Annotated in this window: 23 protein-coding genes; 6 read left to right on the top strand and 17 right to left on the bottom strand. The window is 60.9% G+C overall.

Translation table 11 applies throughout. The features are described 5' to 3' along the window. From pgpA to nrdR, 6 genes are all read right to left on the bottom strand, one after another. Nucleotides 1-495 carry a phosphatidylglycerophosphatase A gene (gene pgpA, locus ACJ8HB_RS22515; RefSeq protein ID WP_033634010.1) on the bottom strand — a complete coding sequence of 165 codons (495 nt, stop codon included), beginning with the start codon at nt 493-495 and terminating at the stop codon, nt 1-3. Beyond that, on the bottom strand, nt 488-1,480 hold the full coding sequence (thiL, locus tag ACJ8HB_RS22510) for a thiamine-phosphate kinase (protein WP_033637301.1): 993 nt from the start codon (nt 1,478-1,480) through the stop codon (nt 488-490). The genes pgpA and thiL overlap by 8 nt, the downstream gene beginning before the upstream one ends. A gap of 51 nt (nt 1,481-1,531) precedes the next feature. Continuing rightward, entirely contained in the window at nt 1,532-1,948 is a 417-nt protein-coding gene (nusB, locus tag ACJ8HB_RS22505; RefSeq protein ID WP_004940384.1) for a transcription antitermination factor NusB, read from the bottom strand. A gap of 20 nt (nt 1,949-1,968) precedes the next feature. Further along, nucleotides 1,969-2,439, bottom strand: coding sequence for a 6,7-dimethyl-8-ribityllumazine synthase (gene ribH, locus ACJ8HB_RS22500; protein ID WP_033637299.1), 471 nt, complete (start codon nt 2,437-2,439; stop codon nt 1,969-1,971). A gap of 107 nt (nt 2,440-2,546) precedes the next feature. Beyond that, on the bottom strand, nt 2,547-3,656 hold the full coding sequence (ribD, locus tag ACJ8HB_RS22495) for a bifunctional diaminohydroxyphosphoribosylaminopyrimidine deaminase/5-amino-6-(5-phosphoribosylamino)uracil reductase RibD (RefSeq protein WP_047569038.1): 1,110 nt from the start codon (nt 3,654-3,656) through the stop codon (nt 2,547-2,549). A 10-nt stretch (nt 3,657-3,666) separates the two neighbouring features. Beyond that, entirely contained in the window at nt 3,667-4,116 is a 450-nt protein-coding gene (gene nrdR, locus ACJ8HB_RS22490) for a transcriptional regulator NrdR (protein ID WP_004940387.1), read from the bottom strand. A 175-nt stretch (nt 4,117-4,291) separates the two neighbouring features. On the opposite strand from nrdR, the gene ACJ8HB_RS22485 reads away from it, so the two are divergent. Further along, a complete protein-coding gene (locus ACJ8HB_RS22485) occupies nt 4,292-4,852 on the top strand; it encodes a DUF3251 domain-containing protein (protein ID WP_033653274.1) in 561 nt (186 codons plus the stop codon). Between the two features lie 63 nt (nt 4,853-4,915). Here the strand turns inward: ACJ8HB_RS22485 and secF are convergent, their stop codons facing one another. From secF to queA, 5 genes are all read right to left on the bottom strand, one after another. After that, nucleotides 4,916-5,884: a protein translocase subunit SecF gene (secF, locus tag ACJ8HB_RS22480; RefSeq protein WP_019454209.1), complete on the bottom strand. Its 969-nt coding sequence runs from the start codon at nt 5,882-5,884 to the stop codon at nt 4,916-4,918. A gap of 10 nt (nt 5,885-5,894) precedes the next feature. Beyond that, nucleotides 5,895-7,742: a protein translocase subunit SecD gene (secD, locus tag ACJ8HB_RS22475; RefSeq protein WP_072008390.1), complete on the bottom strand. Its 1,848-nt coding sequence runs from the start codon at nt 7,740-7,742 to the stop codon at nt 5,895-5,897. A gap of 24 nt (nt 7,743-7,766) precedes the next feature. Next, complete coding sequence (gene yajC, locus ACJ8HB_RS22470) at nt 7,767-8,099, bottom strand: preprotein translocase subunit YajC (protein WP_004940391.1); 333 nt, start codon at nt 8,097-8,099, stop codon at nt 7,767-7,769. Nucleotides 8,100-8,132: 33 nt separating this feature from the next. After that, nucleotides 8,133-9,257, bottom strand: a complete 1,125-nt coding sequence (gene tgt / locus ACJ8HB_RS22465; RefSeq protein WP_047569042.1) for a tRNA guanosine(34) transglycosylase Tgt — start codon at nt 9,255-9,257, stop codon at nt 8,133-8,135. 72 nt (nt 9,258-9,329) lie between these two features. Further along, on the bottom strand, nt 9,330-10,400 hold the full coding sequence (queA, locus tag ACJ8HB_RS22460) for a tRNA preQ1(34) S-adenosylmethionine ribosyltransferase-isomerase QueA (RefSeq protein WP_047569043.1): 1,071 nt from the start codon (nt 10,398-10,400) through the stop codon (nt 9,330-9,332). Between the two features lie 120 nt (nt 10,401-10,520). Between queA and ACJ8HB_RS22455 the strand changes: the two genes are divergently transcribed. The 3 genes from ACJ8HB_RS22455 (at nt 10,521) to ggt (ending at nt 13,932) form a co-directional block, all read left to right on the top strand. Continuing rightward, nucleotides 10,521-11,102 carry an ACP phosphodiesterase gene (locus ACJ8HB_RS22455; RefSeq protein WP_047569046.1) on the top strand — a complete coding sequence of 194 codons (582 nt, stop codon included), beginning with the start codon at nt 10,521-10,523 and terminating at the stop codon, nt 11,100-11,102. A 229-nt stretch (nt 11,103-11,331) separates the two neighbouring features. Beyond that, entirely contained in the window at nt 11,332-11,934 is a 603-nt protein-coding gene (locus tag ACJ8HB_RS22450; protein ID WP_019454212.1) for a peroxiredoxin C, read from the top strand. Between the two features lie 234 nt (nt 11,935-12,168). Continuing rightward, nucleotides 12,169-13,932: a gamma-glutamyltransferase gene (gene ggt, locus ACJ8HB_RS22445; protein ID WP_047569048.1), complete on the top strand. Its 1,764-nt coding sequence runs from the start codon at nt 12,169-12,171 to the stop codon at nt 13,930-13,932. A 53-nt stretch (nt 13,933-13,985) separates the two neighbouring features. Here the strand turns inward: ggt and malZ are convergent, their stop codons facing one another. Then, nucleotides 13,986-15,809, bottom strand: coding sequence for a maltodextrin glucosidase (gene malZ, locus ACJ8HB_RS22440; RefSeq protein ID WP_047569050.1), 1,824 nt, complete (start codon nt 15,807-15,809; stop codon nt 13,986-13,988). Nucleotides 15,810-16,055: 246 nt separating this feature from the next. On the opposite strand from malZ, the gene ACJ8HB_RS22435 reads away from it, so the two are divergent. Both ACJ8HB_RS22435 and ACJ8HB_RS22430 read left to right on the top strand, forming a co-directional pair. Continuing rightward, a complete protein-coding gene (locus tag ACJ8HB_RS22435; protein ID WP_033637290.1) occupies nt 16,056-17,312 on the top strand; it encodes a mechanosensitive ion channel family protein in 1,257 nt (418 codons plus the stop codon). A gap of 132 nt (nt 17,313-17,444) precedes the next feature. Next, on the top strand, nt 17,445-17,708 hold the full coding sequence (locus ACJ8HB_RS22430; protein WP_047569058.1) for a hypothetical protein: 264 nt from the start codon (nt 17,445-17,447) through the stop codon (nt 17,706-17,708). Between the two features lie 32 nt (nt 17,709-17,740). On the opposite strand, the gene proY is transcribed toward ACJ8HB_RS22430, so the two are convergent. From proY to phoB, 5 genes are all read right to left on the bottom strand, one after another. After that, complete coding sequence (gene proY / locus ACJ8HB_RS22425; RefSeq protein WP_047569060.1) at nt 17,741-19,147, bottom strand: proline-specific permease ProY; 1,407 nt, start codon at nt 19,145-19,147, stop codon at nt 17,741-17,743. Nucleotides 19,148-19,220: 73 nt separating this feature from the next. Beyond that, on the bottom strand, nt 19,221-20,537 hold the full coding sequence (gene brnQ / locus ACJ8HB_RS22420; protein WP_033637288.1) for a branched-chain amino acid transport system II carrier protein: 1,317 nt from the start codon (nt 20,535-20,537) through the stop codon (nt 19,221-19,223). 484 nt (nt 20,538-21,021) lie between these two features. After that, complete coding sequence (locus ACJ8HB_RS22415; RefSeq protein ID WP_047569062.1) at nt 21,022-21,984, bottom strand: PstS family phosphate ABC transporter substrate-binding protein; 963 nt, start codon at nt 21,982-21,984, stop codon at nt 21,022-21,024. A gap of 14 nt (nt 21,985-21,998) precedes the next feature. Beyond that, the gene (phoR, locus tag ACJ8HB_RS22410; RefSeq protein ID WP_033653283.1) at nt 21,999-23,315 is read right to left on the bottom strand and encodes a phosphate regulon sensor histidine kinase PhoR; all 1,317 of its coding nucleotides are present in this window, start codon (nt 23,313-23,315) and stop codon (nt 21,999-22,001) included. Nucleotides 23,316-23,339: 24 nt separating this feature from the next. Continuing rightward, nucleotides 23,340-24,029: a phosphate response regulator transcription factor PhoB gene (gene phoB / locus ACJ8HB_RS22405; RefSeq protein ID WP_004940438.1), complete on the bottom strand. Its 690-nt coding sequence runs from the start codon at nt 24,027-24,029 to the stop codon at nt 23,340-23,342. Nucleotides 24,030-24,076 lie beyond the last annotated feature (47 nt).

Raw genomic sequence — 24,076 nt, 5'->3', positions numbered from 1 at the left:
TCAGAACAGCCCGATCGGCCAGTGGTGCCCAATCAGGTAGATGATGCCGGCGGACAGCACGCCGGCGATGATATCGTCGACCATGATGCCCATGCCGCCATGCACGTTGCGGTCGAACCAGCGGATCGGCCACGGCTTCCACATGTCGAGAATGCGGAAGATAACGAAACCGGCGGCGACCCAGCGCCAGTCGTTGACCGGCAGCGCCATCAGCGTGATCCACATGCCGACGAACTCATCCCAGACGATGCTGCCGTGATCGTGCACCTTCATGTCTTTTGCCGTGCGGTGGCAAATATAGACGCCGATGCAGATGCTGAACATCACCGTCAGCGAGTAGAGCTGCCACGGCAGCTGGATCAGCAGCAGCCAAAACGGGATCGCCGCCAGCGATCCCATGGTGCCCGGCATCACCGGCGACAAACCGCTGCCAAACCCGGTGGCCAGCAGGTGCCACGGATTGCTCATCCGCAGCCGGCGCTTGGCTTCATCCATGGGTGCCCGGCTCCGCGTTGAAATGATCGAACCCAGCCCAGTCCAGCTCTACCGCCTCATCGTCGCGATAATAGCGGATGCCTTCAGACAGCGGGCCAATTTGGCCGATACAGGTGTAGTCGGCCCCGAGGTGGCTCAACGCCACTTCCAGCGCGCCGCGGTTGATCTCCGGCACGGTGAAGCACAGTTCGTAATCTTCACCGCCCGCCAGCGCCCAGCGCAGCGCCTGTTCGGCATCGGCGTGGCTGCTCAGCGCCTGCGACATCGGCAGCTCGTCCAGCACGATGCGTGCGCCACAGTCGCTGGCCTTAAGGATATGCTTCAAATCGGAAATCAGGCCGTCGGAGATGTCGATCGCCGAGCTGGCCAGATCGCGCAGCGCCTGCCCCTGCAACACCCGCGGCTGCGGCCGCAGATGGCGAGCGACCAAATAATCGCGCGCCGTCGTTTCCGTCACCGCCAAACGATCCTGCAGGATCGCCAACCCGGCGGCGCTGTCGCCCAGCGTGCCGGTCACATAGATCCAGTCGCCGATGCGCGCGCCGCTGCGAGTCAGGGCCCGGCCGGCCGGGATCAGCCCCTGGATGGTCAGAGTCATGCTCAGCGGCCCGCGCGTGGTATCGCCGCCGATCAGCTGCATGCCGTAATAGTTGAGCTGATCGAACAGGCTGTCGCTGAAGGCCTTCAGCCAGGATTCGTTCACTTCAGGCAGGGTCAGCGCCAGCGAAAGCCAGGCCGGATCGGCGCCCATCGCCGCCAGATCGCTCAGATTGACCGCCAACGCCTTATAGCCGAGATCGGCCGGATCGATGTCCGGCAGAAAGTGCACGCCCGCCACCAGCGTATCGGTACTGACGGCCACCAGCTGTTTTTCCGGCACTGCCAGCAGTGCGCAGTCATCTCCAATGCCCAACTGTACATCCCGGCGCACACGCTTGAACCGGTCAAAATAGCGGGCAATGAGGTCAAATTCGCCGCATGCCATATCGATATTCCACTAGAAGAAATTAAGGCCGGGAATGCCGGCCTTAATGTTTTACTTTTTCTTGCGAAGGGTTGGCGCCACTTTATCCAGCACCCCGTTCACAAACTTGTGGCTGTCTTCCGCGCCGAAGGTTTTCGCCAGTTCGATCGCTTCGTTGATCGCCACCTTGTAAGGGACATCCTCGCGCATTTTCAGTTCAAACAGCGCGACGCGCAGCACCGCGCGCTCCACCTGGCCCAGCTCTTCGAGCTGACGCGACAGGTAAGGCGCCATCAGTTCGTCCAGCATACCTGCATTCACTGCCGCGCCGGACAGCAACTCGCGAAAATAGGCGACGTCAACATCTTTGACATCCTGCTCCGTCAGGAACTGGTGTTCAACATCGGCAAGGTCGTTTTTAGACAACTGCCAAGAGTAAAGCGCTTGAACAGCGCACTCACGAGCGCGGCGACGAGCAGCAGGTTTCACGGAATTCCCCTTAACTAAATTCAGGCTTTAATAGCTTTGATAACATTAATCATTTCAAGTGCGGTCAGCGCGGCTTCAGCGCCCTTGTTGCCCGCTTTGGTGCCGGCGCGTTCGATCGCCTGCTCGATGCTTTCGGTGGTCAGCACGCCAAAAGCAACCGGGATTTCGGCATTCATCGCAACGTTGCCGATGCCGGAGCTGGCTTCGCCCGCCACATATTCGAAGTGCGCGGTGCCCCCACGGATAACGGTGCCCAGCGCGATAACCGCGTCGTATTTGCCGGTTTTGGCCAATACGCTCGCCGTCAGCGGCAGCTCGTAAGCGCCCGGGACCCAGACAACGGTGATGTTGTCGTCAGCAACCTGACCAATGCGTTTCAACGCGTCGATCGCGCCTTCCAGCAGGCTGTCGTTGATGAAATTGTTAAAACGTGCAATTGCGATCGCCACGCGGGCCTTTGGAGTAGCAACAACACCTTCGATAACTTTCATGGGCTTTCCTTAAAAATGGGTTCAATACCCCGCAGGGGGGCGGATTCTATCATATTCTTTCATCGCCTGCGCGGCGCTTTTGTAAAACCGGCGCGCGGGCGCGAGATTCAGTGTTTCGCCCGCAGGCGCAAACGCAGATCGGGGCCGACCTGGCGCACGTCGCTGAAGACGAACTCCGGCGCGTCGGCCAACCGCTCCAGGCCCGGCAGGTGGCACAGGCCACGGCCATTATCGCCCAACAGTTTCGGCGCGATGTACAAAATGAGCTCATCCACCAGGCCGGCCTGCAGCAGCGCGCCGGCCAGCGTTGCGCCCGCCTCCACCCAGATTGAATTCACCTGGCGCTTGGCCAACAGCATCATCATCACCACCAGATCGACGCCGCCGCCGTGCGCCGGGCAGATAAACTGCTCGACGCCTTGCGGCCAGGCCTGTTCATCCGCCTCCAGGCGCGCCAGCCAGGTGGCGCCCGGCTGCTGCACCACGCGGTGCTGCGGAGTAATGCGATTTTGGCTGTCGAGCAGGATGCGCAGCGGCTGGCGCAGATTGTCGCGCGGATAGAGGCGCTGCGTCTCGGCGTCCAATTCATCCCAACGCACCGTCAGCGACGGATCGTCCGCCAGCACGGTGGCGCTGGTGCTGAGAATGGCGGCACTCTGCGCACGCAGGCGCTGCACGTCCTGACGCGCTTCGGGTGAGGTGATCCACTGGCTCTCGCCGGAGGCCATCGCCGTGCGGCCGTCCAGCGACGCGCCCAGCTTCAGCTGCACGTAAGGGAAACCGGTGCGCATGCGCTTGAGGAAGCCCAGGTTGACCGCTTCGGCCTCGGCCAGCATCAGGCCGTGCCGCACCTCGACGCCGGCCTGCTGCAGCTTGTACAGCCCGCGCCCCGCCACCTGCGGATTGGGATCTTGCATCGCCGCGACCACCCGGGTTACGCCGGCGGCCACCAGCGCATCGGCGCAGGGCGGCGTGCGGCCGTGATGGCTGCACGGCTCGAGCGTGACATAGGCGGTGGCGCCGCGCGCCTTGTCGCCCGCCATGCGCAGCGCGTGCACTTCCGCGTGCGGCTCGCCAGCGCGCAGATGATAGCCTTCACCGACAATTTCGCCGTCGCGCACGATAACGCAGCCGACGTTCGGATTGGGTGCGGTGGTAAAACGCCCCAGCCGCGCCAGTTCGAAGGCGCGCGCCATATAAAGTTCGTCGTGATGCATGAAAGATCCTTTAGTCTTGCAGGCGGGCAATCTCTTCGCCGAACTCGCGCACGTCTTCGAAGCTGCGGTACACCGACGCGAAGCGAATATAGGCGACCTTATCCAGCTTTTTCAGCGCATCCATCACCAGATTGCCCACCAGTTTGGTCGGCACTTCGCGTTCGCCGGTGGCGCGCAGTTGGGATTTGATATGGTTAAGGGCGTTTTCCACGTCGTCCGAGCTGACCGGGCGCTTTTCCAGCGCTTTCAGCATGCCGCGGCGCAGTTTGTCTTCGTTGAACGGCTCGCGCACCTCATCGCTTTTAATCACTCGCGGCATCACCAGCTCAGCCACCTCGAAGGTGGTGAAGCGTTCATTGCACACCAGACACTGGCGGCGACGGCGCACTTGCGAACCGTCCCCCACCAGGCGGGAATCAATGACTTTGGTATCAACGGCGGCGCAGAAAGGGCAATGCATAACACGTCCTGATAAACGTTTTTTATAGATAAATGCAGTTTACCCCGAAGTGCAGCCACAACAAAGGGCGGCGGCCATTTGTTGCGACACACGGCCGAGAAGCGGCGCCGATATGACTTTCCCCTCCGGGCGGACTAAGCTGATAACAGGAGATTCAGCATAGGAAATCGCCGTCATGACAACCTGTTACCCCAAAATCGCCCTGCTCGCCGCCGCCGTGTTGCTGGCGGGCTGCGCGCATAACGCCGCCGTGCCCCAGCTGCGCCATCAGGTCGCCGCGCTGAACCAGAAAGTGAGCGTGCTGACCGATCAAACCACCGCGCTGGAGCGGCAGAATCAGCTCAATCAGCACTCCGACAATGGCGTCTATCTGCTGCCGGCGGCCCGAAGCGCCGCCCGTTTGCAGAGCGGTATCGGCGAACTGAGCGTTTCGCTGAGCCACATCAAGAACGAAGCCAACGGCACGCAGGCGCAGCTGCATGTACGCGTCCTCTCACAGGCCACGCTGCCGCCGTTCAAAGCCGTGGTGGAATGGGGCCAGTTGGACGACGCCACCGGCCGGCCGTTGACCGCCGAGGCGCTGTCACAACCGATCGCCAGCGCCGACTCGCTGCTGCCGAAGCCCGGCCAGGACTTCGAACTGCGCTTCAGCGGCCTGACACCGGAACAATTGGGCTATATCCGTCTACACAGTCTGGTTTCGACCGCCCAACCGGCGGTAGTGAAGCAGCACTGATCCCCGAGGCAAAAAAAGGAGCGCCATCGGCGCTCCTTCTCATATCGCTGAATACTGCGGTTGTTAAGGCAGAATCGAAGGCTGATCTGCGCCCTCTTTTTCCACTTTTTGCTGCAGCATGTGTTCGCGTTTCATCCCCAGCTTCAACGCCAGCGCGGACGCGACGTAGATCGAGGAGACGGTACCGATCGACACGCCGATCAGCATCGCCAGCGAGAAGCCTTGCAGCATCGCGCCACCGAAGATGTACAGCATCAGCACCACCATCAGGGTGGTCCCGGAAGTCATCAGCGTACGGCTCAGCGTCTGGGTCAACGACACGTTCATGATCTCGTAAGGCGTACCGCGGCGGATCTTGCGGAAGTTCTCACGAATACGGTCGGAAACCACGATGCTGTCGTTCAGCGAGTAGCCGATAACCGACATCAGGGACGCGACGATGGTCAGGTCAATCTCGATATGGAACAGCGACAGCACGCCCAGCGTGATGATCACGTCGTGCGCCAGCGCGATAACCGCCCCCAGCGCCAGGCGCCATTCGAAGCGGAAACCGACGTAGATCAGGATACAGATCAACGCCACCAGCAGCGCCATGCCGCCGGTTTGCGCCAGTTCGCTGCCCACGCTCGGGCCGACGAACTCGATGCGCTTCACGGTGGCATTTTTATCCACCGAGTCGTTGATCACGCCGATCACCTTGTTGCCCAGTTCCTGGCCTGCGGTGCCGGTCGCCGGTGGCATGCGCACCATCACGTCGCGGCTGCTGCCGAAGTTCTGGATGATCGGATCCTGGAACCCGGCCTTCTCCAGCGTATCGCGCATCAGGTCGAGATTAGCCGGTTTTTCCAGGTTGATTTCAATCACCGTACCGCCGGTGAAATCCAGACCCCAGTTAAACCCGCGCACCGACATGGTGGCGATCGACGCGACCAACAGCACCAACGAGATGCCGAAGGCCACGTAGTCCCAGCGCATAAAGTCGTAGACTTTACGGCCGTAGTTGAGTTGCTCAACAGTATAATCCTGTGCCACAACGCACTCCTCAGATAGACAGCTTGTTAATGCGTTTGCCGCCGTAAAGCAGGTTGACGATGGCACGGGTACCGACAATCGCGGTGAACATGGACGTCGCCACACCGATAGCGGTGGTGATCGCAAAGCCTTTGATCGAACCGGTGCCGACTGCGTACAGGATGATCGCGGTGATCAGCGTGGTGATGTTGGCGTCAACGATACTGGAGAACGCGCCTTTATAGCCCTCATGGATCGCCTGCTGAACGGACCTGCCGTTCTTCAGCTCTTCCTTGATACGTTCGTTAATCAGTACGTTGGCGTCGACCGCCACCGCCAGCGTCAACACGATCCCGGCGATGCCCGGCATGGTCAGCGTCGCCCCCGGCAACAGGGACATCACGCCGACGATCAGCACCAGGTTGGCGACCAGCGCCGTGGTGGCGATCACGCCGAACTTACGATACCAGACCACCATGAAGACGATGGACGCCACCAGGCCCCACAGACAGGCTTCCAGACCTTGGGTGATGTTCTGCTGACCCAGGGTCGGGCCGATGGTGCGCTCTTCGACGATCTGAATCGGCGCGATCAGCGCACCCGCACGCAGCAGCAGCGAAAGCTGACGCGCTTCGTTCGGGTTGCCGATACCGGTGATGCGGAAGCTGTTGCCCAGACGCGACTGAATGTTCGCCACGTTGATCACTTCTTCCTGTTTCACCAGCACCGCGCGGCCGTTGGCGTCTTTCTTGCCGCTGTCCTTATACTCCACGAACAGGGTCGCCATCGGCTTGCCGATGTTGTCCTTGGTGAAGTTGGACATGGACGTGCCGCCGGCGCTGTCCAGCGAGATGTTAACCTGCGGCTGGTTGTATTCGTCCGTGCTCGAGGTGGAGTCGGTGATGTGATCACCGGTCAGGATCACGCGCTTGTACAGCACGATCGGCTGGCCGTCACGGGTGTATTTCACCTCGGAGTCGCCCGGCACGCGGCCGTTGGCCGCCGCAGTGGCGTCCGCATTGGTGTTCACCAGACGGAACTCGAGGGTCGCGGTGGCGCCCAGAATTTCTTTGGCGCGCGCGGTGTCCTGAATGCCCGGCAGCTCGACCACGATGCGGTCGGCGCCCTGGCGCTGTACCAGCGGTTCGGCGACGCCGAGCTGGTTGACGCGGTTACGCAGGATAGTGATGTTCTGCTGGACGGCGTATTCGCGCGCTTCGCTCAGACGGGCGTCCGTCAGGCTGGCTTTCATGGTGTTGGCGCCGTTGGCGGACAGCACCAGATCGCGCTGACGCGGGCCGATGTAGCTGATGGCCTGGTCACGGGCCGCATTGTCGCGGAAGCGAACTTCCACGCCGTTGTTGTCCAGCTTGCGGATAGACGCGTAAGGAATGCCCTTCTCGCGCAGCTCGCTGCGCAGGGTATCCATGGTCTGTTCCTGCAGCTTGCTCAACGCGGTGTCCATGTCCACTTCCATCAGGAAGTGTACGCCGCCGCGCAGGTCCAGGCCGAGTTTCATCGGCTCTGCGCCCAGCATGGCCAGCCAGGTCGGCGTGGCCGGCGCCAGGTTCAGCGCCACGACGAATTTGTCACCCAGCTCGGTCACCAGCGCTTCGCGGGCGCGCAGCTGAACGTCAGGATCTTTAAAGCGAGCCAGGATGGCGCCATTTTCCAGCGCAATCGACTTGCTCGCGATGTTGTCTTTTTCTAATACGGTACGGACCTGGTCCAGCGTAGTTTCACTGGCGGCGACGCCGCGCGCGCCAGTGATTTGTACGGCCGGATCCTCACCGTAGATGTTGGGAAGCGCATAAAGCAGACCGACGAGGATCACCACGATCAACATCAGATACTTCCACAAAGGATAACGGTTTAGCACGGCAATTCCCTTCGGGAAAAAAGATTACAGGGCCTTCATGGTACCTTTCGGCAGAACGGCCGCCACGAAGTCACGCTTGATCATCACTTCCGTGGTGTCGTTCAGCGCGATGGCGATGATGCCGGTGTCGGCCACTTTGGTCACGCGACCGATCAGGCCGCCGGTGGTCAACACTTCGTCGCCTTTACCGATGGAGTCCATCAGCTTCTTGTGATCTTTAGCGCGTTTCTGCTGTGGGCGCAGGATCATGAAGTAGAAGATCAGGCCGAACACCACTAGCATAATGATCAGAGAGTACGGGCTTCCCTGAGCCGGAGCCCCTGCGGATGCGACGGCGTCAGAAATGAAAAAGCTCATTGAAATTCCCTCATTAAGTTATCAATTATTAGATCAAGCGTTTAAAGGCGGAATCGGCTTGCCGATCCGACCATAGAAATCCGCAACAAACTGCTCTAATTTACCCTCTTCGATAGCCTGGCGTAAACCCGCCATCAGGCGTTGGTAGTGACGCAGGTTATGAATCGTGTTCAGTCGAGCACCCAATATTTCGTTGCAACGGTCGAGATGGTGCAAGTAGGCGCGGCTGTAATGGCGACAGGTGTAGCAATCACAGTCCTTATCCAGCGGAGAAGTATCATCCTTGTGCTTGGCATTACGGATTTTTACCACACCGTCAGTCACGAACAGATGGCCGTTGCGGGCGTTGCGGGTCGGCATGACGCAGTCGAACATGTCGATGCCGCGACGCACGCCTTCCACCAAATCTTCCGGCTTGCCGACGCCCATTAAATAGCGTGGCTTATCTTCCGGAATTTGCGGGCAAACGTGTTCAAGAATGCGATGCATATCCTCTTTCGGCTCGCCTACAGCCAAGCCGCCCACAGCGTACCCGTCAAAGCCGATATCCACCAGCCCTTTGACTGAAACATCACGTAAATCTTCGTAAACGCCGCCCTGAATGATGCCGAACAGCGCATTTTTATTTTCCAGCTCGTCGAATCGCTTGCGGCTGCGCTCCGCCCAGCGCAGCGACATTTCCATCGAACGCTTGGCGTAGTCCCAGTCGGCCGGGTACGGCGTACATTCATCAAAGATCATCACGATGTCGGAACCCAGGTCGTACTGGATTTCCATCGATTTCTCCGGGCTCAGGAACACCTTGTCGCCGTTGATCGGGTTGCGGAAGTACACGCCTTCCTCTTTGATCTTGCGCATCGCCCCCAGGCTGAACACCTGGAAACCGCCGGAATCGGTAAGGATCGGCCCATGCCACTGCATGAAATCGTGCAGGTCGCCGTGCATCTTCATGATCTCCTGGCCCGGGCGCAGCCACAGGTGGAAGGTGTTGCCCAGCAGGATCTGCGCGCCGGTTTCTTTCACTTCTTCCGGCGTCATGCCCTTGACCGTGCCGTAGGTGCCGACCGGCATAAAGGCCGGGGTTTCCACCACGCCGCGGTCGAAGATCAGGCGGCCGCGACGCGCGCGGCCATCGGTAGTTTGTAGTTCGTACTTCACAAAGCCTCCAGCATCAGAGAAACAGTCTGATGTCGTTGAAACGGGGCCGCGCCGTGCGCGCAGCCCGGGAAATTAATCGCCGACGGACTCGTTTTCCGCCTGCGGGTTACGGCTGATGAACATCGCATCGCCGTAGCTGAAAAAGCGATACTGCTCGGCCACCGCCTGCTGATAGGCGTTCATGGTATTTTTATAGCCGGCGAAGGCCGACACCAGCATGATCAGGGTCGATTCCGGCAGGTGGAAATTGGTCACCAGCGCGTCGATCACCTGATAGTGATAGCCCGGATAGATAAAGATGCTGGTGTCGCCGAAGAACGGCGCAATCAGCGCTTCTTTGCTGGCCGCCGCGGCGCTTTCCAGCGAGCGCACCGAGGTGGTGCCCACCGCCACCACGCGCTTGCCGCGCGCCTTGCAGGCCAGCACCGCATCGACCACCTCCTGCGGCACTTCGGCGTATTCGGCGTGCATCACGTGATCTTCGATGGTTTCCACGCGCACCGGCTGGAAGGTGCCGGCGCCGACGTGCAGCGTCACGAACGCCATTTCCACGCCCTTGGCGCGCAGCGCCGCCAGCAGCGGCTCGTCGAAGTGCAGGCCGGCGGTCGGCGCGGCAACCGCGCCGGGCTTCTCGCTGTAGACCGTCTGATACAGCTCGCGGTCGGCGTCTTCATCCGGGCGGGCGATATAAGGCGGCAGCGGCATGTGGCCGGCGGCGTTGAGGATAGTGAACACGTCGCGCTCGTCGTTGAAGCGCAGCTCGAACAGCGTCTCGTGGCGCGCCACCATGGTGGCGGCGATGCTCTCGTCATCCCCCAACAGCAGCTCGGCGCCCGGCTTCGGCGCTTTCGACGCGCGCACGTGCGCCAGCACGCGATGGTCGTCCAGCACGCGCTCCACCAGCACCTCAATCTTGCCGCCGCTGACCTTGCGGCCGAACATGCGCGCCGGGATCACGCGGGTATTGTTGAACACCAGCAGGTCGCCGGCTTCCAGCTTATCCAGCAGATCGGTGAATACGCCGTGCGTCAGCGCCCCGCTCGGCCCGTCCAGCTGCAGCAGGCGGCATGCGCTGCGTTCGGCCTGGGGATAGTGGGCAATCAGGGATTCGGGAAGTTCAAACGAAAAATCAGCGACGCGCATGGGTATTCACTTCTTCAATTTAGGGCTGGTTGGTAAAAAACAGGCGGCCTAGTCTAAAGCCGGGGGCGGTCAGCGGCAAGAAATAAGGAGGATTTGCCTGACTTCGGGTATAGTTGAGGGATGAATTTTCTCGCTCATCTTCACTTGGCCATGCTGGCGGACAGCTCGCTGCTGGGCAACCTGCTGGCCGATTTCGTGCGCGGCAACCCCGCCGCCGACTACCAGCCCGAGGTGGTGGCCGGCATCATGATGCACCGCCGCGTCGACGTGCTGACCGACAGCCTGCCGCAGGTCAAAGCCAGCCGCGACTATTTCAGCGCCCCCTACCGCCGCGTGGCGCCGATCACCCTCGACGTGGTGTGGGACCATTTTCTGGCGCGCCACTGGCAGCAGCTCGAGCCTTCGCGCGACCTGCACCAGTTTACCCAGGAAGCCCGCAGCCAGATCGAACCTTTTCTGCCGCTCACGCCGCCGCGCTTTCAGAACCTGAACGGCTACCTGTGGCCGGAACGCTGGCTGGAGCGCTACGCCGAATTGCCGTTCATCGCCCGGGTGCTGCAGGGCATGGCCAGCCGCCGCCCGCGCCTCGAGGCGCTGGCCGGTTCGTTCGCCGACGTCGAGCAACATTATCATCAGCTTGAAACACAGTTCTGGCAGTTTTACCCGCAAATGATGCGGCAGGCGAAGGACAAAGCGCTCTGAGGTCAAGCTCAAGCCCTTGAAATTGCAACGCCTTGCAAGAATTTACGTTATGCCGCTTGCCCTTTTGTGGGAAAAGGTTATTTTTAAAGCTCGCTAAATTATATCAACGACTTTGATAGGTGAAAGCTATCTCATCGATTGGTCTTTTACCCTTTATTCACCAAGTCGCGGCCCCTATACTGGCCCTTGTTTTTACATCCACCCTTTAACACCTATTACAGGAGTAATTATGGTCCTGGTAACTCGTCAAGCCCCTGACTTCACTGCAGCTGCCGTACTGGGTAGCGGCGAAATCGTTGAAAACTTCAACCTGAAGAAGCACCTGAACGGCAAACCGGCCGTGCTGTTCTTCTGGCCAATGGACTTCACCTTCGTATGCCCTTCCGAGCTGATCGCTTTCGATCACCGCTATGAAGAGTTCCAGAAGCGTGGCGTTGAAGTGGTTGGCGTTTCCTTCGACTCAGAGTTCGTTCACAACGCATGGCGTAAAACCCCTGTCGACAAAGGCGGCATCGGTGAAGTGAAATACGCAATGGTTGCTGACATCAAGCGTGAAATTCAGAAAGCTTACGGCATCGAACACCCGGAAGCCGGCGTTGCGCTGCGCGGCTCCTTCCTGATCGACAAAGACGGCATCGTGCGTGCTCAGGTTGTTAACGACCTGCCAATCGGCCGTAACATCGACGAAATGATCCGTACCGTTGATGCGCTGCAATTCCACGAAGAGCACGGTGAAGTGTGCCCGGCTCAGTGGGAAAAAGGCAAAGCAGGTATGGGCGCTTCCCCAGACGGCGTTGCAAAATACCTGTCTGAAAACGCTGCCAAGCTGTAATTTCAGCCTGATAGTGAATCAACCGGCCCACGCGGCCGGTTTTTTTATGCCCCTTTATGGGGCAGACCGCCCACTTTCAGTGCTTTATTTCCCTGTTTCCGCTCACATTTCCCACCCTGCTCGCCGCGCGTGCGCCCATCTGCGGCTACTATCAATAACGCTGGCTCGCGCTTTGCAAGCGAACAGCGGCAAGCAAACACAACACAATAAAAAACTGACAGGGTAGGAATAACTATGTTTTTACAGAAATGGAGCAACCCCCTGACCATAGCGGCGCTGCTGGTCAGCGGCAGCCTGTATGCGGCATCCAACCCCGCGGTGGAAGCCAAAAACGGCATGGTGGTCACCTCGCAACACCTGGCCTCGCAGGTCGGCGTGGATATCCTGAAGATGGGCGGCAACGCCATCGACGCCGCCGTGGCGGTGGGCTATGCGCAGGCGGTGGTTAACCCCTGCTGCGGCAACATCGGCGGAGGCGGCTTTATGACCGTCCACCTGGCGGACGGCACCGACACCTTCATCAACTTCCGTGAAACCGCGCCGGCGGCGGCCAGCGCCAACATGTATCTGGATGCCGACGGCAAGGTGAAGAAAGACGCCAGCCTGTACGGCTATCTGGCGGCGGGCGTGCCGGGCACCGTGCTGGGGATGGAAACCGCGCGTGAGAAGTACGGCAAGCTGAGCCGTGAACAGGTGCTGGCGCCGGCGATCAGGCTGGCGCGCGAAGGCTTTGTGCTGACCCGCGCCGATACCGATATCCTCGACACCACCGTCGCGCGCTTCAAACAGGATCCCGAGTCGGCCAAAATCTTCCTGCGCCCGGACGGCAGCCCGCTGCAGCCGGGGGACAAACTGGTGCAAACCGATCTGGCCAATACGCTGGAAGCCATCGCCAAAGGGGGAACCGACGCCTTCTATAAAGGCAAGATCCCGCAGGCGGTGGAGGCGGCGGCCAAACAGGGCGGCGGCATCTTGACCGCCGCCGACTTCGCCAATTACAAGGTCACCGAAACCCCGCCGATTACCTGCAGCTATCGCGGCTACAAGTTCGTGTCGGCGCCGCCTCCCAGCTCCGGCGGCGTGACGCTGTGCGAAATCCTCAACGTGGTGGAAGGCTACGACCTGAAAAGCATGGGCTTCAACTCGGCGGCGGCCATTCACACCATGACCGAAGCGATGCGCCATGCCTACATGGACCGCAACACCTACCTCGGCGACCCGGAGTTCATCAAAAACCCGATCGACCGGCTGGTGAGCAAGAGCTACGCCGAGCAGATCCGCAAGAAAATCGTCGCGGACAAGGCCACGCCGTCGGAAAACGTGCAGCCCGGCATGGAACCGCATGAGAAACCGGAAACCACCCACTATTCGATCGTCGATCACGACGGCAACGCGGTCTCCACCACCTATACCGTCAACGGCCGCTTCGGCGCCGTGGTGATCGCACCAGGCACCGGCTTCTTCCTCAACGACGAGATGGACGACTTTACGGTCAAAGTGGGCGAGAAAAACCTGTACGGGCTGGTGCAGGGCACCGCCAACAGCATTGCCCCCGGTAAGCGCCCACTATCGTCGATGAGCCCGACGCTGGTGACCAAGGACAACAAGATCTTTATGGTGCTGGGCTCGCCGGGCGGTTCGCGCATCATCACCATCACCCTGCAGACCGCGTTGAACGTGATCGACCACGGCATGGCGCCGCAGGAAGCGGTGGACGCACCGCGCATCCATCACCAATGGTTGCCGGATGAGGTGTACTACGAACAGCGCGGCGTTTCCGCCGATACGCTGAAGCTGCTGAGCGGCATGGGCTATAAGATGGTCGAGCAAACGCCGTGGGGCGCCGCCGAACTGATTCTGGTCGGTTTGCCGGGCGCGGCGGGCGTCAGTCCGGCCAACTCCGGCAACGACTCGGCGGTTTCCGGCAAGGTGCGCGAAGGCTATCTGTACGGCGCCAACGACGTGCGTCGCCCGGCAGGTTCTGCGGTCGGTTACTGATGTAAACGCCTACTCACCTTTATCGCGGGGGCCCTTCGGCCCCCGCAGTGTCTTTAGCCTTCACAGCGCCACACGGTGGCCGTCTCTTCCGCCAGCTGCAGGCGCAGCCCGCCTGCCGTTTCGCTCAACTCTCCCCGCCCTTCCACACGCCGCCACGGGCCGCGCGCCAACAGCGGGTTGTACGGCAGCTGCGCCTGGCCGCTGCCGTCGCGCTGCAGCGCCACCAGCACCTGCTCCTGCTGATACAGGCGCACGAACACCAACGTTTCCCCGCTGGCGTACAGCACCTGACAACCGCCGCGGCGCAATGCCACGCTCTGTTTACGCAGCGCCGCCATGCGCTGGAACAGCGCCAGCAGCGGCCGGTCCCAGTCGCCGACGTCCCACGGGAACGGCTTGCGGCAGAACGGATCGTTGCCGCCGTCCAGACCAATCTCATCGCCGTAATAGAGGCAAGGCACGCCTATCCAGCTCAGCAACCACACCGCCGCCATCTGCATGCGCGCCGCGTTCCCCTGCAACAGCGTGAGAAAACGCGCAGTATCGTGGCTGTCCAACTGGTTGAACTGGATCAGCTGGCGGCCGTGCGGCAGCCCGGCGCGGTAACCGTCCATCCACTGCGCGCACCCGGCGGCGTCCAGCCGCACCGGGTGATAGGCCACGTCCAGCCCCGCCAAAAATGCCCGCACCGGCAGCGCGAACCCCATGTAGTTCATCGCCGCATCCTCCACGCCGGCGTGCAGCCAGCGGCGCGCGTCGCCGAAGTGCTCGCCCAATACGTAGGCCTGCGGATTCTCCTGCTTCACCGCCTGATAGATGCCAGCCAGGTGGTGCAGGTTGCCGGTGGCGCCGCCGTTCTCCCCCAGCATGTGCATCACGTCCAGCCGCCAACCGTCGATGCTGTACGGCGGGCGCAGCCAGTGGCGCACCACGCTGCCTTCCCCGCGATAGATCGCTTCCGCCACCTGCGGCTCGGCGAAGTTGAGCTTCGGCAAGCTGGCGTTGCCCTTCCAGTCGAGCGCGCGGCCGTCCGGGTAAAAGTTGAACCAGCCGCGATACGGCGAATCGGGGTGGTGACAGGCACCGTTTTCGCCCTGACGATGGCGGTCGAACCACGGATGCGAGTCGCCGGTGTGGTTGAATACCCCGTCCAGCACCAGTTTCATGCCCACCTTGTGAGTGCTCACTCGCAAACGCTGCAGCGCCGCGTTGCCGCCGAAGTGCGGATCGACCTGGTAATAGTCCTCGGTATCGTACTTATGCACGCTCGGCGCGGTAAAAATCGGGTTCAGATACAGCGCCGTCACGCCCAGTTGCTGCAGGTACGGCAATTTGGCGCTGATGCCGTCCAGATCGCCGCCGTAAAAGGTCGAGGCGGCGTGGCGATCCTCCAGCGGATGCTGCCAGTCGCGCCGAATCACCTCGGCGCCGGCCGCGTGATGGCGGTAGCTGCCGCTCTGGATGCCGTGCTCACCGCCGCTGCTGGCGAAGCGATCGGGGAAAATCTGGTAGAACAGCTGATCCGCCACCCACTCGGGGCCATTGTCAGGATCGTCGACGGCGAACTGCGCCAGCTGGCCCGGCGGCGTTGGCGACCAGCCCTGCGGGCCGAACCACTGCTGGCGATCGGCCCACAGCAGCTTGAAGCAGTAACGCCGCGTCGGCTCGCCCTCATTCAGCGTCAGGCTGGCCTGGTAGCGCCGCATCCCCTCGTGGCGCTGCGCTTTCATCGCCAGCAGCCACTCTTCGTTGTCCGGTTCGGCGCGCAAAAACACCCGTTCCGGCAGTTCATCCCCCTGTAACCACAGCGTGATATCCAAACGTTGCCCTTGCTTTACCACAAAAGGCGGGACCGGTTGATGCCAGGCGTTAAGCATACTGTTCTCCTGCTGTACCAAACGAAATCGACGGCGTTCTTCAAGAAGCGAACAATGCCACGTTAAGTGCAACTCCCCCTCATCTCTGGCCGCAAAACCCGGGGATGAGCCGGGGGGCGGAGACCGAAAAATAACGCTAACCCGATGTAAAAAAAGGTAAACAGGTACAAATCCTGCACGTTACCCCTTAGGCTAACGCGTTTTAAGTTTACAGGATATTTTTTGCGCATTTTTTAAGGAGCGGTAATGCAACAACAGATAACGCGCTGGCTGGAACAGTTTGGTTTGGAATTCGGCGGAGTGATGTCGCTGTTGATGGTATTGGGGTTGATTGTCCTGATCTCGGTCGCGATCCACCTGGTGCTGCACCGGGTGGTGCTGGCCGCCCTTCAGCGCCGCGGCCAGCAATCGCAGCGCGTCTGGCAACAGGCCATCACCCAATACAAACTGTTCCAGCGCGTGGCGCTGCTGCTGCAAGGGGTGATCATCAGCATCCAGGCGACGCTGTGGTTACAGAGCGGCAGCCAGACCCAGGCGGTGATCGTCACCGCCGCGCAGGTGTGGATCCTCGCCTTCACCCTGCTGTCGCTGTTCTCGCTGCTGGATACGCTGCTGGCGCTGCTGCGCCAAAGCCCGATCTCCAATCAGCTGCCGCTGCGCGGCATTTTCCAGGGCCTGAAACTGGTGGCGGCGATCCTGATTGGCATCATGATCGTTTCGCTGCTGATGGGCAAATCGCCGCTGCTGCTGCTCAGCGGCCTGGGCGCCATGACCGCGGTCCTGATGTTGGTGTTCAAGGATCCGATCCTCGGCCTGGTGGCCGGCATCCAGCTCTCCGCCAACGATATGCTGAAGATCGGCGACTGGCTGGAAATGCCGAAATACGGCGCCGACGGCGCGGTCACCGACATCGGCCTGACCACGGTCAAAGTGCGTAACTGGGACAACACCGTCACCACCATTCCCACCTACGCGCTGATCTCCGACTCGTTCAAAAACTGGCGGTCGATGTCGGAATCCGGCGGGCGCCGCATCAAGCGCAGCCTGAATATCGACACCGGCAGCGTGCACTTCCTGTCGGAAGAGGAACAGCGCCGCCTGCAGCGCAACCCGCTGCTGCACAGCTACCTGAACGATAAAACCCAGGAGCTGAGCCGGCACAATCAGGAGATTGCCATCGATCTGGCCTCGCCGCTCAACGGCCGCCGCCTGACCAACCTCGGCACGCTGCGCGCCTATCTGGAAGCCTACCTGCGCGCTCACCCGCGCATTCACCAGAACATGACGCTGATGGTGCGCCAGCTGGCGCCGACGCCGGAAGGCCTGCCGCTTGAAATCTACGCCTTCACCAACACCACGGTCTGGGCGGAGTATGAAAGCATTCAGGCGGATATTTTCGATCATATTCTGGCGGTGATCGACGAGTTCGGCCTGCGCGTGCATCAAACGCCAACCGGCAATGACCTGCGCGGCATGCTGCTACAAAACGCCAACGCTTCCTGACGTCGGCTGACGTAACTGTGTCTGCTGGTAATGATGTTCTTTCAATTGCCAGCAGATATCTCCATCCCCTTCTTTTCCCCGGTGAAAACGGCGTTAATGCGCCATCACCTTCACCACCGAGAGGGAAAGCCCTTGCTGAAACGCTTACGTCACCGGCTGTTTACCCTGATGGCCACCCTGCTGTTTATCGGCTGCCTGCACAGCGCTTCGCTGGACGAAAGCCGCATGCCCCGCAACCTGCAACCTTCGCTGAGCGCCCTGAGCAGCAATATGCAAGACATTCGCGAGGTGCTGGCGCGCTGCGCCGGCGAGGAAGAGGAGGAACGCCTTAACGGCGGCGACATCCGTATCGAAGCGCGCGTCGCCGGGGAGGATGAAGCGGAAGACAAACGCTAAAAAAACACCGGCCTTGGCCGGTGTTTTTCCATTTAGTCTTGCTGCGTCGCCAACGGTGCGCGTTTTTTCTGATGGTTGACCTTGAACCAGTACCCCGCCAGCAGCAATACCACCCAGACCAGGCCGGCGTACAGCGAGACGCGCGTGGTCGGGAAATAGCCGATCAGGCCGATGATGAACACCAGGAACACGATCGCCACCACCGAGGTGAATACCCCGCCGCGCAGCGGGAACGCCAGCTGCTTCACCTGTTCTTTGCTCAGGCTGCGGCGGAAGGCGATTTGGGAGAACAGGATCATGATCCACACCCACACGGTGGCGAAGGTCGCCAGGGACGCGATCACCAAGAACACGCTCTCCGGCATGATGTAGTTGAGGTATACCGCCAGCAGCAGCGCCAGCATCATCACCACCACCGTCACCCAGGGAATACCGCGCTTCGACACCTTGCTGAACATCTTCGGCGCATGGCCCTGCTCGGCCATGCCGTGCAGCATGCGGCCGACGCCGAACACGTCGCTGTTGATCGCCGACAGCGAAGCGGTGATCACCACGAAGTTGAGGATACCTGCCGCCACGGTGATGCCCATATGCTGGAAGGTCAGCACGAACGGGCTGCCGTTGGTGCCCACCTGGTTCCACGGGTAGATAGACATGATGACGAACAGCGTGCCGACGTAGAACACCAGAATGCGCCACGGTACCGAGTTGATGGCCTTCGGAATCGATTTTTTCGGATCTTTGGCTTCGCCGGCGGTGATGCCGATGATTTCAATTCCGCCGTAAGCGAACATCACCAGCTGCAGCGACAGGATCATGCCGATAAAGCCGTTGCTGAAGAAGCCGCCGTTCGACCACAGGTTATGAATGCCGGTCGGTTGCCCGCCGTTGCCGATGCCCCAGATGATGATGCCGATGCCGGCCGCGATCATGATGATGATGGTGGCGACCTTGAAGAACGAGAACCAGAACTCCAGCTCACCGAACACCTTGACGCTAATCAGGTTGATGGCGCCGATGATCAGCACCACGCTCAGCACCCAGATCCAGTGCGGCACTTCCGGGAACCAGACCCCCATATAGATGCCGAAGGCGGTCACGTCGGCGATGGCGACGATCAGGATTTCAAAGCAGTAAGTCCAGCCGGTGATGTAACCCGCCATCGGGCCGAGGTAGTCCTGCGCGTAGCGGGAAAACGAGCTGGCCTGTGGGTTGTTGACCGACATCTCCCCCAGGGCGCGCATGATGATAAAGGCCACGATGCCGCCGATCAGGTAAGCCAGCAGCACGCTCGGGCCGGCCATTTTGATGGCGTCCGCCGAGCCGTAGAACAACCCGGTGCCGATGGCCGATCCCAGCGCCATAAAGCGGATATGACGCGTACTGAGGCCGCGTTTCAGCTTATTGTCGGGGGCAGTGGTGGGTGACTGTTGTTGCATGAAAATGACCCATAGTTTTAAACGTAAAAAAGCCACGGACATGTCCGTGGCCCTGGATTAAGCCGGGGGATTATCAGTGCGCGGTCACTTGGGAACGCGTGCACACCCGATCATAAATCGCGACCAGCGCCAGCATCAGCAGCGAAGGCGGCAACCATGCCAACCCCTGCTCCGCCAGCGGCAGGTGAGTGGTCCAGGCCGGCAGCAGCTGCTGGAAACTGGAGGCTTTCACCGCGTCAAGGATACCAAACAACAGGCTGACAAGCATCACCGGCGCGATGATGCGCGGGGCACTGTGCCACCAACGCAGGGTGAAGCTCAGCACCACCAGCACGATGCACGGCGGGTAAATCGCGGTCAGCACCGGAATGGAGATCTGGATCAGGTGGCTCAGGCCGAGGTTGGACACCACCATCGAGAACAGGCCCAGGATAAACACCAGCGTCTTGTACGAGAACGGCAGGTATTGCGCGAAGAACTCGGCGCAGGCGCAGGTCAGGCCTACCGCGGTCACCATACAGGCGATGAAGATCAGCGCCGCCAGGAAGAAGCTGCCCAGGCCGCCGAAGGTGTTCTGAACGTAAGCGTGCAGGATCACCGCGCCGTTGGTGGCATCCGGCACCAGCGCGCCGCTGCCGGAGCCCAGCTTGAACAGGCTCAGGTAAACCAGCGTCAGGCCCACGCCGGCGATTAAACCGGCCAAGATGGTGTAGCGGGTCAACAGACCGGCGTCTTTCACGCCGCGCGAGCGCGCCGCGTTGACGATAACGATGCCGAATACCAGCGCGCCCAGCGTATCCATGGTCAGGTAGCCGTTAACGAAGCCGGAAGAGAAAGGCACGCTCTGGTAAGCCGCCGTCGCCGGAATCGGCGCGCCGGCAGGCCACAGCAGCGCGGCGATGCCCAGTACGCCCAACGCCACAATCTTCAGCGGCGCCAGCACATGGCCGACGGTGTCGAGCAGGCGGCCCGGATACAGGGAGATGCCGATCACCAGCGCGAAGTACACCAGGCTGTAGATGAACAGCGGCATGGCGCCGTCGCCGGTCAGCGGGGCGATGCCCACTTCAAAGGACACGGTGGCGGTGCGCGGCGTGGCGAACAGCGGGCCGACGGCCAGGTAGCAGACGGTCGCCAGCAGCAGGCCGGCGCCGCGGCCGATCGGCGAACTGAGGGCATCGATGCCGCCGCCGACGCGCGCCAGCGCGATGACGGTGATGACCGGCAGACCGACGGCGGTGATCAGGAAGCCCAGCGCCGCGATCCAGACGTGTTCACCGGACTGCAAGCCGACCATCGGCGGGAAGATGATGTTCCCGGCCCCAACGAATAAGGCAAAGGTCATGAAGCCCAGTGCCAGGATATCTTTTGACGTTAAACGATGACTCATACGATGTCGTGTTGCCTGTTCAAATGAAAAAAATTGTCCGATAGCGTGGTGGCGTGACGCCCCACCGGTTGCCGGCATGCCCGATCGTCGCAGCGCCAAATAAGCACCCTAAACGCAGTCGATCCGGCGTTTATGTCCCTATTCGAAAGTGGCCGCTCATGAAGATGGGCAAAATTTTAGGAGTTATAAAAATGGAGGTTTAATCCGACAACGAGGGCTAAGGTAAACGTTTATAGCGCTTCAAGGCAAGACGCACGGCGAAAAGCAGAGCTATCGACCATATAAACTTTAGCCACCAGTCGATCATATTGGCTATCAATAAATATACACTACATGATTTGTATCATTTTTGAACAATGGATTCACGAAACGTGAAACATATACCGCTTTACCGCGCGAAAACGCCAATAAATGCCCGGTTTTCGCGTGGTATAAGCTCCGTTTGGCCGTTAAAAAAGGCGAAAATTACGCCGCTTTTTGTCGCTTATTGCACCGTGGCAGCCGCGAGCGGCTGCAGCCCGAGCGCCTGGCGGGTCCTCTGCAGGGCGCCCGGCGGCAGCGGCAGATAGCCGTCGTGATTGACAAGGTTCTGCCCTGCGTTCGACAGCACGCGATCGAGGAACGCAGCGGTCAGCGGCTCCAGCGGTTGATTGGGGGCTTTGTTGATGTAGATATAGAGATAGCGCGACAGCGGGTAGCGATCGTTGCGCACGTTGGCGGCGGTAGGCGCGACATAGTCCTCTCCCGATTCCGCCAACGGCAGCAGCCGCACGCCGCTGGCGCGAAAACCGATGCTGGCGTAGCCGATGCCGTTGAGCGAACCGGCCACCGCCTGCACCACCGAGGCCGAACCGGGCAGCTCATTGACGCGCGGCATAAAATCGCCGCCGCACAGCGCGCGCAGTTTGAAATAGCCGTAGGTGCCGGACGCCGAGTTGCGGCCGAAGCGCTGCAGCGAGCGCGTCGCCCAGTCGCCGCTCAGCCCCAGCTCGCCCCAACGCGTCAGCGGCTTGCTTTCACCGCAGCGCCGGGTGGCGGAGAAAATGCGATCGAGCTGCTGCAGATTGAGGCCGCGCAGCGGGTTGTCCTGATGCACCAACACCACCAGCGCGTCCACCGCCACCGGCACCGCCAGCGGCGCATAGCCGTAACGGTGTTCGAACGCCGAAACCTCGGCCGCCTTCATCGGCCGGCTCATCGGGCCCAGCTGCGCAGCGCCCGCCGCCAACGCGGTCGGCGCGGTCGACGAGCCGGCGGCCTGGATCTGCAGGTTAACGTTGGGATAATGCCGGCTGAAATCCTGCGCCCACAGCGCCATCAGATTCGCCAAAGTATCGGAACCGACGCTGGACAGGTTGCCCGCCAGCATGCCGTCGGGCTGCGCCAGCGCGCCGCGTCCGGCCAGCAGCGCCAGGCAAAGCAACAGCCCTCGGGTTATTCGGGTCATACCGGTGTCTCGCGTTAATTTTTCACCGCATTCTCTGATAAAGCGGCGGGAACAATCAACCGGTTGGGTAAGGTAAAGATAAAGCGGGTGCCGATCCCCGGCTCGCTGAGGATCTCCAGCCGCGCGTCGTGATGGCTGAGCGCATGCTTGACGATCGCCAGCCCCAGCCCGCTGCCGCCGGTCTGGCGCGAACGGGCCTTGTCGACGCGGTAAAAACGCTCGGTCAGGCGCGGCAGGTGTTCGGCGGCGATGCCCGGCCCGTTGTCGCTGACCTGGAACTGCGCGCCCTGCGCCGTCTGCTGCCAGCTCACTTCGATATGGGTGCCCTTCGGCGTGTGGTTGACCGCGTTGTACACCAGGTTAGACACCGCGCTGCGCAACTGGTCTTCATTGCCGAACACGTTGAGCTGTTCGTTCACCCGGAAAGTGATCTCGTGATTGCCGCCGCTCAGCGATTGCGCCTCGCGCTGCAACACCCGCAGCATCAGCGGGATATCCACCCGCTCGTTCATGTCGACATTGGGCGCCGCCTCGATGCGCGACAGCGTCAGCAGCTGCTTGACCAGCCCGTCCATCCGGCGGGTCTGCTCCTGCATGGTGCCGAGCGCCTTGCTGCGCAGCGAACCGTCCTGCTCTTCGTCGCCCATCATCTCCAGATAGCCCTGCAGCACCGTCAGCGGCGTGCGCAGCTCATGGCTGACGTTGGCGAAGAAGTTGCGCCGCGCCCCCTCCAGCTGGCGCATTTGGGTGACGTCGCGCGCCACCATCAGCAACTGCCCTTCGGAATAGGGCATCACGCGGAATTCGACGTAGTGTTCGTTGTTCAGCTGCAGCGTCAGCGGGCGCGAGAACTCCTGCTGTTGCAGATAGTGGCTGAATTCCGGATAACGCAGCAGGTTGAGGATGTGCTGGCCGTTGTCTTCCGGCCAGCGGAAGCCGAGCAGATGCTGCGCCAGCCCGTTGCACCAGAAGATGTTGCCTTCAACGGTGGTCATCACCACCGCGTCAGGCAGCGATTCGGCCCCGCTGCGAAAGCGCTTGATCAACAGCGCCAGCTCGCGCCGGCGGCGGCGATTGCGCTGCTGCATCTGATACAGGCCATAGAACAACGGCTCCCAACTCCAGCGGCCGGGCGGCGGCGTCATGCTGCGATCGATCCACAGCCAATGGGAGAGTTTGAGCTGGTTGTAGAAATTCCACACCAGCGCGGCCAGCGCGGAGGCCAGCAGGAACCAGGGCAGATAACCGAAAATCAGCCCCAGCAGTAAGGCGGGCAAACAGAAAAGAGCCAGCTCCAGAGCCAGCCTCTTCCACGACAGACGTTCTAACACGGCATATTCTCCAGCGCAGCGCGATCAGTAGCGCGTTGAGAACCGGTAGCCGGTGCCCCGAACGGTTTGAACCATTTTATCATGCCCACTGGTTTCTAATGCCTTGCGGAGCCGACGGATATGCACGTCAACGGTACGGTCTTCCACATAAACGTTAGTGCCCCAGACGTGATTAAGCAACTGCTCACGGCTATAAACCCGCTCCGGGTGGGTCATAAAGAAGTGCAGCAGCTTGAACTCGGTCGGCCCCATGTCCAGCGCCTGATCGTTCGCCATCACGCGGTGGGAGGACGGATCCAGGCTCAGCCCTTGCATTTCAATCACTTCTTCCACCGCCATCGGTGAAATGCGGCGCATGACCGCTTTGATGCGCGCCACCAGTTCCTTGGGCGAGAACGGCTTGGTGATGTAATCATCCGCCCCCACTTCCAGGCCGCGCACCCGGTCTTCCTCTTCGCCGCGCGCGGTCAGCATCATCACCGGAATATCGCGGGTCAGCGCTTCGCGCTTCATATGTTTGATAAACTGAATGCCGGAACCGCCGGGCAACATCCAGTCGAGCAACACCAAATCAGGGAACGGCTCAGACAGGCGCGTCACGGCGCTGTCATAATCCTCGGCTTCCAACGGTTGGTAACCATTCTGTTCCAACACAAAGCACACCATCTCACGGATCGGCGCTTCGTCTTCCACCACCAGTATGCGTCTTGCCATCGTCAATCCTGCCAATGTGTTAGCGACTTTGCGGGCGCCATTATGCG

The sequence above is a fragment of the Serratia sp. CY27727 genome (genome assembly GCF_052169275.1).
Taxonomy (GTDB): domain Bacteria; phylum Pseudomonadota; class Gammaproteobacteria; order Enterobacterales; family Enterobacteriaceae; genus Serratia; species Serratia sarumanii.
Note: the sequence above shows the minus strand (reverse complement) of the source record. Positions and strands in the feature narration are given on the sequence as shown.

What these genes read in the sequence shown, in the direction of transcription:
- pgpA (WP_033634010.1), bottom strand. Translation starts at nt 495, where the DNA reads ATGGATGAAGCCAAGCGCCGGCTGCGGATGAGCAATCCGTGGCACCTG.
- thiL (WP_033637301.1), bottom strand. Translation starts at nt 1,480, where the DNA reads ATGGCATGCGGCGAATTTGACCTCATTGCCCGCTATTTTGACCGGTTC.
- ribH (WP_033637299.1), bottom strand. Translation starts at nt 2,439, where the DNA reads ATGAAAGTTATCGAAGGTGTTGTTGCTACTCCAAAGGCCCGCGTGGCG.
- ribD (WP_047569038.1), bottom strand. Translation starts at nt 3,656, where the DNA reads ATGCATCACGACGAACTTTATATGGCGCGCGCCTTCGAACTGGCGCGG.
- nrdR (WP_004940387.1), bottom strand. Translation starts at nt 4,116, where the DNA reads ATGCATTGCCCTTTCTGCGCCGCCGTTGATACCAAAGTCATTGATTCC.
- ACJ8HB_RS22485 (WP_033653274.1), top strand. Translation starts at nt 4,292, where the DNA reads ATGACAACCTGTTACCCCAAAATCGCCCTGCTCGCCGCCGCCGTGTTG.
- yajC (WP_004940391.1), bottom strand. Translation starts at nt 8,099, where the DNA reads ATGAGCTTTTTCATTTCTGACGCCGTCGCATCCGCAGGGGCTCCGGCT.
- queA (WP_047569043.1), bottom strand. Translation starts at nt 10,400, where the DNA reads ATGCGCGTCGCTGATTTTTCGTTTGAACTTCCCGAATCCCTGATTGCC.
- ACJ8HB_RS22455 (WP_047569046.1), top strand. Translation starts at nt 10,521, where the DNA reads ATGAATTTTCTCGCTCATCTTCACTTGGCCATGCTGGCGGACAGCTCG.
- ACJ8HB_RS22450 (WP_019454212.1), top strand. Translation starts at nt 11,332, where the DNA reads ATGGTCCTGGTAACTCGTCAAGCCCCTGACTTCACTGCAGCTGCCGTA.
- ggt (WP_047569048.1), top strand. Translation starts at nt 12,169, where the DNA reads ATGTTTTTACAGAAATGGAGCAACCCCCTGACCATAGCGGCGCTGCTG.
- malZ (WP_047569050.1), bottom strand. Translation starts at nt 15,809, where the DNA reads ATGCTTAACGCCTGGCATCAACCGGTCCCGCCTTTTGTGGTAAAGCAA.
- ACJ8HB_RS22435 (WP_033637290.1), top strand. Translation starts at nt 16,056, where the DNA reads ATGCAACAACAGATAACGCGCTGGCTGGAACAGTTTGGTTTGGAATTC.
- proY (WP_047569060.1), bottom strand. Translation starts at nt 19,147, where the DNA reads ATGCAACAACAGTCACCCACCACTGCCCCCGACAATAAGCTGAAACGC.
- brnQ (WP_033637288.1), bottom strand. Translation starts at nt 20,537, where the DNA reads ATGAGTCATCGTTTAACGTCAAAAGATATCCTGGCACTGGGCTTCATG.
- ACJ8HB_RS22415 (WP_047569062.1), bottom strand. Translation starts at nt 21,984, where the DNA reads ATGACCCGAATAACCCGAGGGCTGTTGCTTTGCCTGGCGCTGCTGGCC.
- phoB (WP_004940438.1), bottom strand. Translation starts at nt 24,029, where the DNA reads ATGGCAAGACGCATACTGGTGGTGGAAGACGAAGCGCCGATCCGTGAG.